Below are 16754 nucleotides of genomic sequence, written 5' to 3' on the forward strand. Positions count from 1 at the left end.
TCAATTATTTTTCGCTCCTAAAATAAAGTTCTTTTCTCCATCGATTTGCCCAAACAAAAACAGGAGGTAAAACGCCCGACCAAGGATTGCCACAAGGAGCTTTCGGCTTTATGTAGGCATCGATTGCTTCATTCTTACGAGAGAGCTCCTCTTCAGTCATCGTTAAGACAAAAGCCTTTTTTCTATCGATATTCCAAACATTGTAGTACCAAAACCAAACGCAATATTCATAGAGAAGAACATCCGCCATCTCACCTACTAATTTTTGAACAATTCGTCCTGCTTCCAAATGATCGCTCCACCCCTCACCTTTATGAGGCACAAAAATCACCTTTGGCTGCAACGTCTTAATCAACTTTTTCAGGAGATCTGTTTCTGAGCAATCAAAAGCGATACAACCATCTGGATAGTCTAGGAAATGAAGATGCTCCAACGATAGACCTAATATCTCAGCGGCTTTTCGAGAGAGATTACGTCGAGATTCTATCAAGGTAGATTCATCAATTTTACAACAACCGGCATGACTCTTGCCTCCTCCCGATAAGATAGCGACATCTACTTGCTTACCTTCATTCAACAATCGTTGTATTAACCCCGAGCATCCCAACACCTCATCATCGGGGTGCGGTGCTACAATCAATACTTTACCCGGCATTACCAATTCTGAAGAATTTTGAAATAATACACGAAAAAGTAAGACTCTTATTCGACGAATAAAATTCTTCATAATATAAATTCTAAAATCAACTTCTAAATATCTTTTTTTCTATTTCTGCTAAATACCGATCTGGATTCCACAACTCTTGATAACATTTACGAGCATTCTTTGAATATAATTCATAATCCTCTTGAATTGATAGGATTGCTTCACCTACTTGATTCACATCAGTCACAAGAACTCCACATTTATAATCCTCTATATAACTCAAAGAAGGAAGATCTGATGCAATTACTGGAATACCACATTTGAGATAATTTCCTATTTTCCCAGCAGCTAATCCCATATACAAAGCCCTATATCCCAATTCAGAAACTGAATATAAGGCAATCCCAATATATGCAGAAGCAACAAGTTTATCTAAAACCTCATTAGATACGGGTCGAACAGAAAAATGTACTTTTTCAGAAATATTATCAATCATCTCTTTATAATAGGGAGATGAATCTACAATATGACTTGTATGAAAAACTAGCACAAAGTTATCTGGCCAAGATCCTGTAGAGCAAGCTAATTCTTTACACAAGAACCATTTTCCAAGGCCTCCTGAATGAAGAATTATTTTTTTATCCATAGGGATATTTAATTCTCTATATAGATAATTCTCTTTCTCATAGCACATGGGGGTATACGATGCATTTGGTAAAAAAAGGAACTTCCCTATTCCTATCTTATAATGTTCTTGCAAAAACCTACTATGCCATTGATCATGAGTTATTATATATGAAGCTTCTTCTAAACTTCTAGTTTCTTTTGAACTACTTATATCTGGATACTCCAATAAAAAATTTATATATTTGATAGGTAATATTTTAATCAATCGTAATAATAATATGTTTGCAGAAGCATCCCCCCCTATAAAAAACTTGGGACGCCTCTTACTCCAAACAGAAATACACTTTATCAGTAATTTTATTGACGTCGGAACTTCAAAAGTTTTACTTCGTTGCTTAACCAAGCAAATACTAATATTATCTAATTGAAAATCAAATTGAGGATACTTCTCATCGTATGAGGTTACAATTGTAATATGATATCCTCGCTTTGATAAATAAATAATTAAAGTTTTTAGGCTCGGAATTTTATCTAAAAACGGAACCCGAAGTAGAACAATTACATTTTTATTTTTCATGTTTCAATACTGCTGATATAAATGTATCTCTCACTATCTTTCCAAATTGACAACTTTTTTCACGCTGTTTCATTCCTATTACATCCAAATTTGCTATAATATAATCTATCTTGATTTTCATATTATCAAATGTCAAATTCTCTTCGTCGATTACATCATCCTCCAAATCATATAATTTTAAAAAATCTCGTGTCTTAGGATGGTAAGAAATCGCTAACAATGGAGTACCAACAGTAAGAGCAAATATAACAGAATGAGTTTTATGCCCTATAAACATACAACATTCTGACAATTCCAGCAAATGTTCTTTTGTCGTAGAATCTTCATCATTATAGATTATAGAATCCTTATTCGTACACAATAACAAAATATCAGCAATACATTTTCTATCATTTATAACAGCACCCTTCATTTCATGAGGGAAAAATTTCACCCTATATCCTAATGAACAAAGATAATCTGTTACCTGAGCCATCAAATTAATATATTTTCTATATTCACCATCTGTCCGATACTCTGCATTATAAATTGTAATACCAATTTTTTTCTCACGCTCTGAAGGTAATACATATTTCTCTATTTCATCCTCTAACCCAATAACCGTTTCATAAGTTTTATTTATCGGAGACGTAACCCCTAATGAACGCACAGCCTCCTCAGACTGAATATCCCTTACATATATTTCTGACGATTCTAACAATTTTTTACATGCATATCGAAATTTTCTATTATGGAAATTAAATGGGCCATATGTCTGCGACCATAAAATAATAGGTTTATACATTGATGCTGTAAGTAAATCAAAAAATAATTCACCTCTTAAATCAGTACAAAAACGAGTTGTTAAATGGTGACCACCTGTTGATATTATTACATCAGATTTTCTTACTGCTTCTATGAACTTACCAGATGTATATAATTTCGATATCCAATATGGTATTTTTTTATTTATATTATAAAAAAAGACAACCAGAGGTAGAGCTATATATCTCATAAAACGTCGATGTTCCCAAGCAATCCGATTTCTAGGAGAAAAGTTTGAAACATCCCATCCCCATGGGATTATACTAACTTTTGGCGATTTTGTAATAGAATCCTTTTCAGACCACCATTGAGGACTACTTGTACTCAAATATATTTTGCTTATACTTTTACATTTTAACAGTTCTCGTATTTCACAATATGCTACGGCTCTATCTCCCTTATTACCGGCATATTGGTTAATAATTAACACTTCCATAATAGTTTTGTTATATTAAAAAATTATATTATCTTATCCGACATTTTTTCTTTGAGGCGTACAATACGAATACTCAGCATAACCCATTACAGCACAACATACAATAATATATTCTTTCGGAATATTAAGAAACTCCCTTAAGAGTTGTTCTTCTTGTTCACTCTTTTGAGCCCATGTTAATATCGTGCCACTAATATTCATGGTATAAGCTGTTAAAAAGACATTCTGAATTCCTAAACCAGTATCTAATACAGGTAGATACATCTCTGTAGGCCAAACATAACCACGACAATCAGCAGTAAACACCCAAAAAGAAGGTATATAATCGCTAAAACCTGTTCCGCCTTTACAACATGCCAAACACTTTTTTGATAAGTCAGGATTATTCGTAACAAATAGTTGTATCGGCTGTTTATTACAACTACTTGCAGCCCAATTTGCGACCTCTTTCAAATGTCTTATCACATCTTCTGAAATTTGTTGCTCCTTAAAAACCCGATTAGACCGCCGTTGCTTAATTAATGAAAATAAATTTTCATAACTAATTTGCGATGTTACAGGTTCTCCACAAAATGGTTCAAAAGATTTAGGATCTCGCTGAAGCATTTCATACTTTTTCAATTTCGACTCTGCCCACATATATGTGGCATCTTTCCTATATTTTGTTTCAGACAATTTTCCTATCAGTAATTTCAAGTTCTCATATACACTTTTACTATGTCCTGGTTCAGCATCTCTTCTATGCAAGCCCTTATCTAATATATGTGCATATTTACGCATCAAAAGCACATCTTTTTCAGGACTATCTAGCAAAGATAGATTCATATACTTTTCGGCATCCTCTATAATTGATTTATAATATGATGGAACTATAATAAATCCATTTGCAACCAATTTATAATACTTAAATGGTAACAATCGTCTTAATATTTTAGCAACAAATGATTTTAATCTTTTCATTTCTTTTTATTTATAAATCTATATAAAAAATTTTTCATTCCCGATGTAAATACAAATAATAAAATCATGCTACTAATCGAATATAACAATACGATTATACCAGCATACAAAATCCAAGAGAGAAAAGAGTGCGATGGATTTATATCAAGTATGGGTAAAAAGAATAACTCAATAGCAATCCATGGAATAAATATCAACATCACATATTTTATCCAAGTTCCCCAATAATAGAATACACTTTCTTTAAACCCACAATGATATAAAAAATAAGGCTTCCAAATTCCAACAATGAGTATTTGACTTACTATTCCACCCATTAGTACTCCTGGTAATCCATATAACTTACCACAAATAATAGCAGTCCCAAGATTTAACACAATCTCTGCAACAGGAGCCCAAACATCACGAAATAGACCATACCCATATAAGAATTGCATTACACCTCCTCGAGTATAACTTATAAATATACTAATCGTTATTAAAACAAGAATTATATGATCTAATATATACTCTTTTCCTAACCATAAAACAATAAACGGGTCTATTAAATGATAGATTGAGAAACAGATCGTTCCAGCAATAAAATAACGTGCACTGAGCAACTCCCAAAACACAGATTTTATTTTAGACTTATTCCCTTCTGCTATTAAATTTCCAATACCAGCCCCAGTACTTTCCAAAAATGTATTCACAAAAACAGCCAACTTATCTGTTATAATTGTATAATTACCATAGAAAGCTACTACTTTTAGATTTACAAATGTATATATCAAAAACGGAGTAGTTTGCCATTGAACTATGCCACTAATTTTTTGCACAAACAACTGTTTGGTATATTTCATCACCTCGGGGTATTTCTTGAAGAGTTGCTTGCCCAAGCGGACTTCGCTGTGTAACCAGGGATAAACTTGATTGATTTTCCAGTTGAGTATAAAGGAGTAGATGACACCAAATGTCAACTCTATCACGACCCACAGGTAGTAGCTACCCGTGTAGTAGGCACTTGCCATTTGGATAAGGGTCTTGATAATCGTTGCCGTTTGGAAATAGGCAGTGACCACGTAGTTCTTTTGATCGGCTCCTAAAAGGGTTTGCTTGTAGTTGGCAAAATAGCCGATTAGCGATGATGCCAAAAAGGAGAAATAGGCAAAGAAGATAATGCCCATCTCGAATTGGGTATTGGGAAATATCAAGGGGAGAAAGCAAGCCAATACAAGACCGGCACCTAAAATGACAAATCCTATCCAACGATAGAGATACCCAAAGACAGAAATAATTTCGGTGATTTTTTCTTCATCGTGATCGAATAGTGGTTTGTACAATACATACCCAATAGCTGTACTAATACCCAATTCGGCCAAATTTAAGAAGCCGAGGAGATTCTGCAACGTTCCTGTGAGACCTACGAAGTCGGCACCCAGAGTATCGAGAAATATTTTCCGTGAAAAGAACGAAAGGACAAGGGTCAAAAAGTAGAATATGAGATTGACCCTCGCATTCAACAATGACTTTTTGACCCGCGACTCTTGTTGAGGCATAGACTACTACTCTCTTACAAACTACGATTAAAGTGATACTACAAACAAGATTATCCTCTAAAAATACGGACTATCTTATGCGCCCATTTATAGACGACGTTACGTTTTTTCTTCCGACCTTGATCGGCTCCGTAGCCGTAGCCGTAACCGTAGCCATAGCCGTAGCCATAGCCGTATTTCTTGCTCTCCATCTCGATGCCGTTGAGGACGACGGTGAGGTTTTTGAACTTGTTGTCTTGATAGAGTTTTTCCAATTCGGGCAGATAACGACGATCCAAGACTCCGGAGCGGATGACGTATATCGTAAGATCGGCTACACGACCTATGATGCCGGCATCGGCAACGACCATGGCGGGTACACAGTCGAGGATAATGTAGTCGTATTGTTTCTTCAACTCTTCGATCAAGGCCGGGAAACGGTCGCTCATAAGCAGTTCTGAAGGATTGGGCGGCATAATTCCGGCCGAAATCATATCGAACTGTTTGTGAATATTACTGGGTTGTATCAGCTCGGCTACGTTGTTGTTTTTGCCCGACAGCCAAGTAGATACGCCATTTTTCGTAGTCAAGTCCAACGTCTTGCTCAAGGTCCGTTTACGCAAGTCCATATCGAGCAGGATAACTTTCTTGTTGGTCATGGCCAGTGTTACCGCAAAGTTACGAGAGACAAAGCTCTTACCCTCACCGGGAATGGTCGAAGTGAACATAATCACACGGGCTTTGGGCGCCACAAAATCCATATTGGAACGCAACAGACGGAACGACTCAGCTACACTGCTGGTCTTGTTCTCGGCCACGACAATAGCTCGCTCTCCCTTCTCCTCTTTCATTGATGGAATCTCGCCCAAGATAGGCATCGACGTATAGTCTTCCACATCCTTACGACCTCTTACGCTCGTATTCCACATCAGGCGCAGCAACTGGATAGCCAAGGGAATAATGAGACCTATGATAAATGCACCCATCAAGAACATTCTACGAGCCGGAGCTACGGGTGCCGACGAACCAAACGGAGTTTCTATCACTCGAATATTGGCTTCGGTAATAGCCAACTGCATGGCATTCTCTTCCCGTTTGTTCAGCAAGAAGGTATAGAGAGCCTCTTTTATGTTTTGTTGACGCATGATACCCAAGGCCTGCTTTTCCTGTTGGGGTACCGACTCGATATAATTCAAAGTTTGTTCCTCGACCTTGCGGGCCTTCTCCAGCTTCAGTTTCAACGTAGAGATGTAGTTGCTCAACGAAGAGGCCAAGTTGATTCTAACCGAAGCCAAGTTCTTGTCAAGATCACGTACCAAAGGGTTGTTCTCTCCCGAATTGGCAGCCAGGCGCTCACGTTGCAGCAGCATCTCATTGTAGGCTTCTATCTGGCTTTGCAAACCAGCATCGCCCACCCCCGACACATTCGGTATCAGCTGTTTATTGTCTTTATCATTGGTGAATGCCCGCTGTACGGCTTGCGCGATAGCATACTCGGTTTCAAGTTGTACCAGTTCAGTACGCATCTGGCTGTTCTCACTCATAAACTGATTGGCAGAAGCATCGATGCTGACAATACGATTTTTCTGTTTGAAATCGGTCAATTCGTTCTCGACATCGCCCAACTCCCGGCTGATAATCTCAACCCGTTCGTTGATGAACTTGGCCGTACTGGTAGCTATGCGGTTTTTATCTTCAATGATGGTCTCACGATACACATCAATCAAGGCCGTCAAAATAGCCTCTGCACGAGAGATATTGGAATCGATACAATTAATCTGCACCAGCGTCGTACGCTCACCGGCCAAGGCGGCCGAAATCAACGAGTGATAAATATTGGCAGCCGTATTCAAATCCATACGGGAAACCTCAACCGGAACATTGTAATATGCCGGAAGAAATTCGGGAACCGACTCAACCACAATGCGGCCCGCATCCGAAACAAGGGTATCGCCAAAAGCAATCTGCTGGTTGCCTTCGTTGGTTTTCTTTCCTCCTACACTCAACTCCTTCAACGCATAGTGATTCTCATCAATCGGCGATACTTTCATCGAAACCGGCAACGTATAGGCATCGAGGAAATGGACCCGAAGAGGCGACTCGGCATACAACTGCTTGTCATGTAAAAAGTCTTTTACTTGATAAGTTACATCGAGATTCAGACGTTCCACAACCTCGCGCATCAGTTGACGCGATTGCAAAATATAGATTTCGTTTTCTACTCCGCTACCCGATATACCTCCGTTCAATTCCATGAGTGCCGACATATCGTTATTCGATTTATTTTCGGCCTTGACCAGCATTACGGCACTCCGCTTGTACAGCGGTGTCTGCATGGCCAAATAGATCCAAGCAACCGAGACACACACGGCAACCGACAATACAATCCAATACCAGTTGTCGAATATCAACTCGACGATATCACGCAGGGTTATACCCCCTTCATTCTTCTTCTCGTTTTTAGTTTCTTGAATGAGCTCCATATATAGAGAAATTACTTGTCTTTTAATACTATAATCATTGATACGATAGATAATACCGAAGCGATAACCGACAAAATACTGCTACTTGCCGAAACGAACGACAGGGTAGCACTACCCTTCACCCCTATCGACTTGTTGGGCTGTACATACACAACATCGTTTTGCTTCAAATAGTAACAGGGCGAAGTCAGTACCTTTTCGCTCGAAGTCAAATCGACAACATAGCTTACTCGCTGGTCACCCTCCTCGCGGACAACCAGAATATTATCACGTTTTCCCGACGGAGTAAGGTCTCCCGCCATTGTCAAAGCTTCGAGAATCGTCACCCGATCGCCTGATATAGCTTGAACTCCCGGACTGTTTACCTCACCCATTACCGTCACCTTGAAATCTTTAAGTTGAACTGTTACCGTCGGATCATTCAGATACTCACCTTCAATCAATTTGGCTTCAATAGCCTTGGCCAGTTCACCGCGAGTCAATCCGGCAGCCTGCATCTCGCCCAAAATAGGAACCTCGATTTTCCCTTGCTTGTCGACCCGAAGGCCTATTGCCTCCTGAATATTTGACGAAGAGCCCGAACTTCCCAACACCTGACTATTGGCAAAGAGCTCCAACAACTCTTCATCTTTGCTACTGACCGTAATCAGCAACTGATCGTCGGGAACAATCTTCAACTCATAATTCTGCGCGATGGTTTGAGGCGTTCCAGACATCTCTTCGGCACCTTGCAGATAAATCATTTTCTTGGAAGGGACACACGATACCAGTCCTACAAGTATCATGCACATGAAAACTCTTGAAATATATTTCATCAGATAAAAAATAACTGTTAGCAAATCAGTGTTTCGAATCGGAAGCTTCCTTTACCTGTTTTATCCGATGGGACAGATAAAGCTGCATCACAGTCCAAATAAAGATATCCAGGAACAACAGGACGTTGATATTTACATGAGTAAGCAACAACAAGTTCATGGCGGCAAATCCGGCAGAGATGAGCAGAATCGTAATCATGGCTGCCCGGTGTGTAAAACCTAATGCCAAGAACTTATGATGGATATGATTTTTGTCGGGACTGAAGATATTTTTATGAAAACGGGCCCGGTGCAAAATGACCCGAACCACATCGAATACGGGAGTAATCAATACCGAAAAGGCAATGACAATCGCATCAGGAACACGATGCAACACCGTGACATCGGACATACTGAAACGAATAGCCAGGATACTCAACACAAAGCCAATCGTCAAAGACCCGGTATCGCCCATGAATATTTTACGCCCCCGAGCAGGGTTGCCGAACACATTGTAGTAGAAAAACGGAATAAGTGTACCCAGTGTCACAATCGCAAGCGAAGCATACAACCACTCTCGCTGATAGGCAAAGAGTACGGTAAAGAAGAGAAAAGCTATACCACTCAATCCCGAAGCCAAGCCATCGATTCCATCAATCAGGTTAATGGCATTGGTAATAAATACAATTGCAAAAACGGTAAAGGGAATACCCACCGAAGCTGGCAACTCATAAATTCCGAAAATACCATACAGATTGTTTATCCACAATCCCGAGGTAACCAGCAGTATGGCACAGAATATCTGAACAATGAACTTTTGATAATAGCGAACGCCTATCAGATCGTCGGTAATACCGGTCAAATACAGAAGCAACAAGCTACTCAAACCAAACGAGAGTACGGCGGTATCACTGCCGCTAATTATCGATGGGAATACTTCCGGACCGTAAATTCGATTCAGGCCAGTCATCAGCGCCAATGTAAAAACTACGGCCGGGAAAAACGAAACGCCTCCCAAGCGAGGAATCACGCCTTGGTGCACTTTTCGCTCATCCGGTATATCGAACAGATGCTTTTTAAACGAAATCAATAAAATTCTTGGAATAATAAATATGGAAAATCCCAAACTGATAAAAAAAGACAACAACAAAATCGAAATATAACCCATAAAAATATTAGATTTAATTCCTCATTTTACAATATATTTTCAACACATTGACCCAATTCTATGCAGAAATATTCTATGAGACATAGACTTATTATTATCCCCTTATCGTAGAAGGAAAGAATCAGCTCTAACTGATAAAAAGCATTTCAAACAACCATTATACCGCTATAAACCAAACGGTTAGGCTTAACGACCTATTTAAACACTTTTACATTCTCTGGGGACACCGAGAAGAGAATTTCCCGGTCTTCTAACAAATCCAACACCAGCCAAATTCTCCTTTCCCTATCGCAGAAGAGAGGAAATAATTTGGGTTTTGTAGCATGTTCTTTCATCTGTCCAATCGACGATTTTCAAATCTATCAAAGCTACCGATGTATAAGAACTTTATTCTCCAAAACAGGGATGCAAACCATGAAAATAATTAAGACTAATTATCTCATTTATCCCCTATTTTCAACCTCTGCAAAGGTAAGGACAATTCTAAAAACAGCCATAAAAAAACTTATAAAAATATTATTATTTTACACTTTTCTCATAAATATCTTATTTATAGTAGATTATATAATTCCCCCATTTCTTGCAAAGCACCAACATACACCTAATTCACAAAATCGGCAGGCTCCATATGCAATTTATTTAGTTTAATTTTGTTAATATTATTTATATGTTTTCTTCCCGAAACATCTCTCTTTTCCTCTCTTGTCCCAATTCTTTCTCTGTGAAGGCTACAGTAGCCCGACAAACTATTATCTTTGATCTCAAGTTTTACCGAATAAACACATTCACTACGATGAAAAAGATTATAAACCCCTGGATTCGACTCGAAAACGAGGGATACAACTGCTTCGGCTGTGCCCCTCACAATCCCTACGGATTGAGAATGGAGTTTTACGAGGATGGCGACGACATCGTTTCGTTCTGGACTCCGACCGACAACTACCAAGGTTGGCTGCACACGCTGCACGGTGGCATTCAATCGCTACTCATCGACGAGATTGCCGGCTGGCTCGTAGCTCGAAAACTCCAAACCTCAGGCATGACTACCCACCTGGATGTCAAATTCAAAAAGTCTATCCCCACGGGGAGCGATATTACTCTGGAGATACGGGCGCATCTCACCGAAATCAAACACAACTTTGCCTTTATAGCCGCCCAAATCAGTTGCAACGGCCAGGTTTGTACACAGGGCGAACTGACCTACTTCTGCTTTTCGAAAGAGAAAGCCCAGTCGGAGTTCCACTTTACCCATTGCCCCACGATCGACGAGATTGAATAATCCCCTTTGAAAGCGCACGGCCCCCACGAGTTGAAATTCTCGCGGAGGCCGTGTGTCTTATTTTCGATGGAGTTCACTCCTCTCCCATTTCCAAGAGAGGTTGAGCAACTCTTACAGCTGATAAATCAAATAACCGGTATAGATCACATAGGCAAGAATCATTACAATACCCTCGGCACGAGTAATCATGCGCTCCTTGTGGTACTTTCCTACGAAGAACATCAATACCGAAGCTCCCAACAGATAGAGCAGGTCGAAGTTGGTGATGCCACCCAGAGGCAGCGGCGAGATAGCAGCACTGGCTCCCAACACAAAAAAGACATTGAACAGGTTGGAACCTATCACATTACCGATGGCAATCTCGGGATTTTTCTTCAAAGCCGCGACCACCGAGGTTGCCAACTCGGGCAGCGAGGTTCCCATGGCCACCAGCGTCAGACCGATAATCGACTCGCCTACTCCCAGCGAACGGGCTATCTCGCTCGACCCGTCGACAAACAGCCGGCCGCCGAATATCAGAGCCGCAAGTCCGCCTATGATGTAAACCACACAACGCCACACGGGCAACGATTTGATTTCGGCCGACTCCTCGTCGCTATGGTTATGGGCAATAGCAAACGTATAGCCCAGGAAAATCAAGAAGAAGCAGAGCATAAGTAACCCGTCGGCCCGGTTGATGACATTCTCGGTGCCGGTACCCAAAAACAGGTCATTGGCACAAATGAGCACGACTACCGACGAAAGTATCGCCAGCGGTATCTCTTTCGTCAGCGTACCCCGGGTAATGCGAATCGGTGCCACTACGGCCGTCACCCCCACAATCATCAGGATATTGAAAATGTTGCTTCCCACCACATTACCAATTGCCAGTTCGGCACTGCCGTTGATGGCCGAAACCACGCTCACCGTCAACTCGGGAGCCGATGTCCCGAAGGCTACAATCGTGAGACCTATCACCAGCGACGATATGTTGAAACGCTTGGCCAAAGCGGCAGCCTCGTCCGTCAAAAAATTGGCCCCCGACAGAATCAAAACCAACCCCACAAGCAGGAGTATCACATGTATTATCATACCTATTCTTTTTTTATGTTTTATATGGGAACAAAGATAGCGAAAGGCGAGAGCAGAGGCAAATGGAAAACGAAGTTTTCAACATTTGACTATGCCAAGCCGCATCTTATCTTATGTAAAGATAGCGAAAGGCGAGAGCAGAGACAAATGGAAAACGAAGTTTTCAACATTTGACTATGCCGAGCCGCATCCTATCTTATGTAAAAAAGATAGCAAAAGGTGAGAGGAGAAGCAAACCAAAATGAAATTTCGAGTTTGATTATTCCAAACCGCCTCCTATCTTATATACATAAAGCAGAGAGGCAAAAAGAAAACGAGAGCTTTCCGTGTCCGGCATTACCGTTCTCCCCTCTCCCGATACTGAAAAAGGCCGGTCCTCCCCGCAGAAAGGGAGGCTCCGGCCTTCGTCCATCTAACCAAACTTAACTTATTTATCTGATAAAAAGCAGTTCGCGGTATTTAGGTAACGTCCACATCTGGTCATCGACAATCAATTCCAGTTTGTCGATATGATAACGTATCTGTTCCAACATCGGGGCAATCGTGTCGTGGTAGGCTATGGCCTTCTCACGCTCATCGGCAATCTTGTTGGCCACCTTGCGGGCATCGATCATCGAGTCGACATGCTCCTTGATGTAGCTGGTATGCTCGGCAATCTTGCGGATAATAGCCAGATTCTCGGCCGAGAGTTCTCGAGTCTCCTCTTCCGAGAAGAGTCCGCGCATCTTATACACGTTGTCAATCAACTTGGTCTGATACTCGGTAGCAACCGGTACAATGTGGTTCATCACCAGGTCGCCCAATACACGAGCCTCGATCTGAATCTTCTTCGTGTAGGTCTCCCACTTCACTTCGTTACGAGCCTCGAGCTCCTTGCGGGTCATTACTCCGGTCGACTCAAACATCTTGATGCTCGACATCGAGAGGTAGTTGTCGAAGATTAGGGGAACACTCGTCTCACAATCGAGCCCACGACGTTCGGCCTCGGCCTTCCACTCATCGCTGTAACCGTTGCCGTCGAAGCGGATAGGTTTGCTCAGTTTGATATACTTACGCAACACTTGAATGATAGCCGGAATCTTCTCCTCGCCTTTTCCAATCAGTTCGTCTACCTCGTTTTTGAAGATGACGAGCTGCTCGGCCACGGCGGAGTTCAACGCTATCATAGCGCTGGCACAGTTGGCCTCGGAACCTACGGCACGGAATTCGAAGCGGTTGCCGGTGAAGGCAAAGGGCGACGTACGGTTACGGTCGGTGTTATCGATAAGCAATTCGGGGATTTGCGGAATATCGAGTTTCATACCATGTTTGCCCGAGAGCACTACCAAATCGTCGGCGGAACTCTCTTCCATGTGGTCGAGTACCCGACTCAACTGCGTACCCAGGAACGACGAGATAATGGCGGGCGGTGCCTCGTTCGCACCCAGACGATGGGCGTTGGTGGCACTCATGATCGAGGCCTTCAGCAAACCGTTGTGACGATAAACCGCCATCAGCGTGTTCACCACGAAGGTGATGAAGCGCAGGTTCTCTTCCGGCGTTTTGCCCGGCGACATCAGCAAGATGCCCGTATCGGTACCCAGCGACCAGTTGTTGTGCTTGCCCGAACCGTTGACACCCTTGAAAGGTTTCTCGTGCAGCAGCACTCTGAAGCCGTGCGTGCGGGCTACCTTACGCATGAGCGACATCACCAGCATGTTGTGGTCGACAGCCAGATTGCACTCCTCGAAGATAGGAGCCAGCTCGAACTGGTTGGGGGCTACCTCGTTGTGACGGGTCTTAACCGGGATACCCAGCTCCAGAGCCTGTATCTCGAGATCTTTCATAAAGGCGGCTACCCGCGTAGGAATAGCACCGAAGTAGTGATCCTCGAGCTGCTGGTTTTTCGAAGCCTCGTGTCCCATCAGCGTGCGACCGGTCAAGAGCAAGTCGGGACGGGCAGCATACAGACCCTCGTCGACCAGGAAATACTCCTGTTCCCAACCCAGGTAGGCCATCACCTTCTTCACGTCGGGATTGAAATAGTGACATACGTCGACCGCAGCCTTGTCGACAGCGCGCAACGCTTTGAGCAACGGGGCCTTGTAATCGAGCGATTCGCCCGTATAGGCGATAAATACGGTGGGGATACAGAGGGTATCGTCTACCACAAAGACGGGCGACGAGGGATCCCAGGCACTGTAACCGCGGGCTTCGAACGTGTTGCGGATACCACCGTTGGGGAACGACGAGGCATCGGGCTCCTGCTGCACGAGCAACTTGCCCGAAAATTCTTCCATCATACCCCCTTTGCCGTCATGTTCGACAAAGGCATCGTGTTTCTCTGCCGTGCCTTCGGTCAAAGGCTGGAACCAGTGGGTATAGTGGGTTGCACCCAGTTCCATCGCCCACTTTTTCATTCCGCGTGCTACCTCGTCGGCCATATCGCGGTCGAGGGTGGCACCGTGGTCTATCACATCGACCAAGCGGTTGTAGGTCGATGTAGGCAGATACTTGAACATCTTCTCCCGATTGAACACATACTTGGCGAAATAGTCGCTCGGGCGTTCGTTGGGTACCGATACCTCTACCGGTTTTGCCTGAAAGGCTTTCTCTACTACTCTAAATCTCAACGTTGACATACTGTCTTAAATTTTATGGTTGGTTATTTATATAGCTTTCGTTTTACGATTCTCCGGTTTTTACTTTTTCCCGTAGGCCTCTTCGTGCACACCGGTCACGGCCCGGCCGCTCGGCTCGTTCATGTGGGCAAACGAGGCATCCCAGGCCAGGGCTTCGGCCGTAGAGCAGGCTACGCTGGGTACACTGGGCACACTGCGGGCTGCACTTTCGCTGGGGAAATACTCCTCGAAAATCGAGCGGTAGTAATACTCCTCCTTGTTTTGCGGCGGATTGATGGGGAAACGCTCGGCGGCGTGCTGCATCTGCTCGTCGCTCACGGCCTGTGCGGTGACGGCCTTCAGGGTATCGATCCAACTGTACCCCACCCCGTCGCTGAACTGCTCCTTCTGTCGCCAGGCCACCGTGTCGGGCAGCATGTCGGCAAAGGCTTCGCGCACGATGCGCTTCTCGATGGTCTTGCCGGGGCACATCTTGGCCTGCGGATTGAGCCGCATGGCCACGTCGAGGAACTCCTTGTCGAGGAACGGTACACGTCCCTCCACCCCCCAGGCCGAGAGGGCCTTGTTGGCCCGCAGGCAGTCATAGAGGTAGAGCTTCGACAGTTTGCGCACCGTCTCCTCGTGGAATGCCCGCGCATCGGGTGCCTTGTGGAAGTAGAGGTAACCGCCGAATACCTCGTCGGCCCCCTCGCCGCTCAGCACCATCTTGATACCCATGCTCTTGATGACCCGAGCCAGCAGATACATGGGCGTAGAGGCGCGCACGGTAGTGACGTCGTAGGTCTCGATGTAATAGATGACGTCGCGCACGGCGTCGAGCCCCTCCTGTATGGTGTAGTTTATCTCGTGATGTACGGTGCCTATATAGTCGGCCACCTCGCGAGCCTTGGCCAGGTCGGGAGCTCCGCGCAACCCGATGGCAAAGGAGTGGAGCTGGGGCCACCAGGCCTCCTTCTGTCCGTCGGTTTCGACCCGTCGGGCAGCGAATCGCTTGGCTATGGCCGAGATTACCGAACTGTCGAGCCCGCCCGAGAGCAACACCCCGTAGGGCACGTCGCTCATCAGTTGCCGACGCACGGCCTCCTCGAGCGCTTCGCGCAACTCGAATATCGAGGCGGGATTATCCTTGACGGCATCGTAGCGGGTCCATTCGCGTTTGTACCAACGGACCATCTTCCCCTCGCGGCTCGAATAGTAGTGGCCGGGCAGGAAGGGTTCGTAGCGCTCGCAGAAACCCTCGAGCGCCTTCAGTTCGCTGGCACAATAGAGGGTGCCGTCGCTGTCGTATCCGATATACAACGGAATGACACCTATGGGGTCGCGGGCGATGAGAAACTCGTCGCGCTCTTCGTCGTAGAGGGCAAAGGCAAAAATGCCGTTCAACTCCTCCAGAAAGTCGATACCCTTGTCGCGGTAGAGTGCCAGTATCACCTCGCAGTCGCTACCCGTCTGAAACTCGTATTGACCCGCATACCGTTGCCGGATTTCGCGGTGGTTGTAAATCTCGCCATTGACGGCAAGCACCTGCTTGCGGTCGGGCGAGTAGAGGGGCTGGCCTCCGCTCTGAGGGTCGACAATCGAGAGTCGCTCGTGGGCCAGGATGGCCGAGCTTCCGCAATAGATGCCGCTCCAGTCGGGGCCCCGGTGACGAATCTTCTTGGCCATGGCCAAGGCTTTCTTACGCCACTCGGGCGATTGGCTCTTAATATTGAATATGGCTGCTATTCCACACATGACAAGGGTTGTTTTATGCTGTTCTATACTCCTGTTT

Annotated in this window: 12 protein-coding genes; 1 reads left to right on the forward strand and 11 read right to left on the reverse strand. The window is 44.0% G+C overall.

What is annotated here, in order from left to right; all coding sequences use genetic code 11:
- Positions 1 to 4 precede the first annotated feature (4 nt).
- From Q1K76_RS05835 to Q1K76_RS05870, 8 genes are read right to left on the reverse strand one after another with little or no spacing between them, the layout of a single operon-like run.
- Positions 5 to 727: a PIG-L deacetylase family protein gene (locus Q1K76_RS05835; protein WP_300131779.1), complete on the reverse strand. Its 723-nt coding sequence runs from the start codon at positions 725 to 727 to the stop codon at positions 5 to 7.
- 16 nt (positions 728 to 743) lie between these two features.
- Positions 744 to 1850 (reverse strand): hypothetical protein, encoded by a 1107-nt coding sequence (locus Q1K76_RS05840; RefSeq protein ID WP_300131782.1) that lies wholly within the window; start codon positions 1848 to 1850, stop codon positions 744 to 746.
- Positions 1840 to 3090: a polysaccharide pyruvyl transferase family protein gene (locus Q1K76_RS05845; RefSeq protein ID WP_300131785.1), complete on the reverse strand. Its 1251-nt coding sequence runs from the start codon at positions 3088 to 3090 to the stop codon at positions 1840 to 1842. Before Q1K76_RS05845 ends, Q1K76_RS05840 begins: the two co-directional genes overlap by 11 nt.
- 33 nt (positions 3091 to 3123) lie before the next feature.
- Complete coding sequence (locus Q1K76_RS05850; RefSeq protein WP_300131788.1) at positions 3124 to 4050, reverse strand: nitroreductase family protein; 927 nt, start codon at positions 4048 to 4050, stop codon at positions 3124 to 3126.
- Positions 4047 to 5588, reverse strand: a complete 1542-nt coding sequence (locus Q1K76_RS05855; protein ID WP_300131791.1) for a sugar transporter — start codon at positions 5586 to 5588, stop codon at positions 4047 to 4049. Before Q1K76_RS05855 ends, Q1K76_RS05850 begins: the two co-directional genes overlap by 4 nt.
- A 50-nt stretch (positions 5589 to 5638) precedes the next feature.
- Positions 5639 to 8050, reverse strand: a complete 2412-nt coding sequence (locus tag Q1K76_RS05860) for a tyrosine-protein kinase (protein WP_300131794.1) — start codon at positions 8048 to 8050, stop codon at positions 5639 to 5641.
- Positions 8051 to 8061: 11 nt separating this feature from the next.
- Complete coding sequence (locus Q1K76_RS05865) at positions 8062 to 8835, reverse strand: polysaccharide biosynthesis/export family protein (RefSeq protein WP_258327255.1); 774 nt, start codon at positions 8833 to 8835, stop codon at positions 8062 to 8064.
- 55 nt (positions 8836 to 8890) lie between these two features.
- Positions 8891 to 10012, reverse strand: coding sequence for an MraY family glycosyltransferase (locus Q1K76_RS05870; protein ID WP_087407547.1), 1122 nt, complete (start codon positions 10010 to 10012; stop codon positions 8891 to 8893).
- Between the two features lie 793 nt (positions 10013 to 10805).
- Between Q1K76_RS05870 and Q1K76_RS05875 the strand changes: the two genes are divergently transcribed.
- A complete protein-coding gene (locus Q1K76_RS05875) occupies positions 10806 to 11291 on the forward strand; it encodes a PaaI family thioesterase (protein WP_087407548.1) in 486 nt (161 codons plus the stop codon).
- A gap of 111 nt (positions 11292 to 11402) precedes the next feature.
- Here the strand turns inward: Q1K76_RS05875 and Q1K76_RS05880 are convergent, their stop codons facing one another.
- From Q1K76_RS05880 to asnB, 3 genes are all read right to left on the reverse strand, one after another.
- Positions 11403 to 12356 (reverse strand): calcium/sodium antiporter, encoded by a 954-nt coding sequence (locus Q1K76_RS05880; RefSeq protein WP_300131861.1) that lies wholly within the window; start codon positions 12354 to 12356, stop codon positions 11403 to 11405.
- A 437-nt stretch (positions 12357 to 12793) separates the two neighbouring features.
- Positions 12794 to 14983, reverse strand: a complete 2190-nt coding sequence (locus Q1K76_RS05885; protein ID WP_087407549.1) for a glutamine synthetase III — start codon at positions 14981 to 14983, stop codon at positions 12794 to 12796.
- 60 nt (positions 14984 to 15043) lie between these two features.
- Complete coding sequence (gene asnB, locus Q1K76_RS05890) at positions 15044 to 16717, reverse strand: asparagine synthase B (RefSeq protein WP_258327258.1); 1674 nt, start codon at positions 16715 to 16717, stop codon at positions 15044 to 15046.
- Between the last annotated feature and the right edge of the window lie 37 nt (positions 16718 to 16754).

Source organism: uncultured Barnesiella sp., assembly GCF_946496565.1.
GTDB classification, from domain to species: Bacteria; Bacteroidota; Bacteroidia; order Bacteroidales; family Barnesiellaceae; genus Barnesiella; species Barnesiella merdigallinarum.

Bases quoted from the DNA above. Each gene is read 5' to 3' on its own strand.
- Q1K76_RS05835 (WP_300131779.1), bottom strand. From the start codon at position 727: ATGAAGAATTTTATTCGTCGAATAAGAGTCTTACTTTTTCGTGTATTA.
- Q1K76_RS05860 (WP_300131794.1), bottom strand. From the start codon at position 8,050: ATGGAGCTCATTCAAGAAACTAAAAACGAGAAGAAGAATGAAGGGGGT.
- asnB (WP_258327258.1), bottom strand. From the start codon at position 16,717: ATGTGTGGAATAGCAGCCATATTCAATATTAAGAGCCAATCGCCCGAG.
- Q1K76_RS05840 (WP_300131782.1), bottom strand. From the start codon at position 1,850: ATGAAAAATAAAAATGTAATTGTTCTACTTCGGGTTCCGTTTTTAGAT.
- Q1K76_RS05885 (WP_087407549.1), bottom strand. From the start codon at position 14,983: ATGTCAACGTTGAGATTTAGAGTAGTAGAGAAAGCCTTTCAGGCAAAA.
- Q1K76_RS05865 (WP_258327255.1), bottom strand. From the start codon at position 8,835: ATGATACTTGTAGGACTGGTATCGTGTGTCCCTTCCAAGAAAATGATT.
- Q1K76_RS05845 (WP_300131785.1), bottom strand. From the start codon at position 3,090: ATGGAAGTGTTAATTATTAACCAATATGCCGGTAATAAGGGAGATAGA.
- Q1K76_RS05875 (WP_087407548.1), top strand. From the start codon at position 10,806: ATGAAAAAGATTATAAACCCCTGGATTCGACTCGAAAACGAGGGATAC.
- Q1K76_RS05850 (WP_300131788.1), bottom strand. From the start codon at position 4,050: ATGAAAAGATTAAAATCATTTGTTGCTAAAATATTAAGACGATTGTTA.
- Q1K76_RS05855 (WP_300131791.1), bottom strand. From the start codon at position 5,588: ATGCCTCAACAAGAGTCGCGGGTCAAAAAGTCATTGTTGAATGCGAGG.
- Q1K76_RS05870 (WP_087407547.1), bottom strand. From the start codon at position 10,012: ATGGGTTATATTTCGATTTTGTTGTTGTCTTTTTTTATCAGTTTGGGA.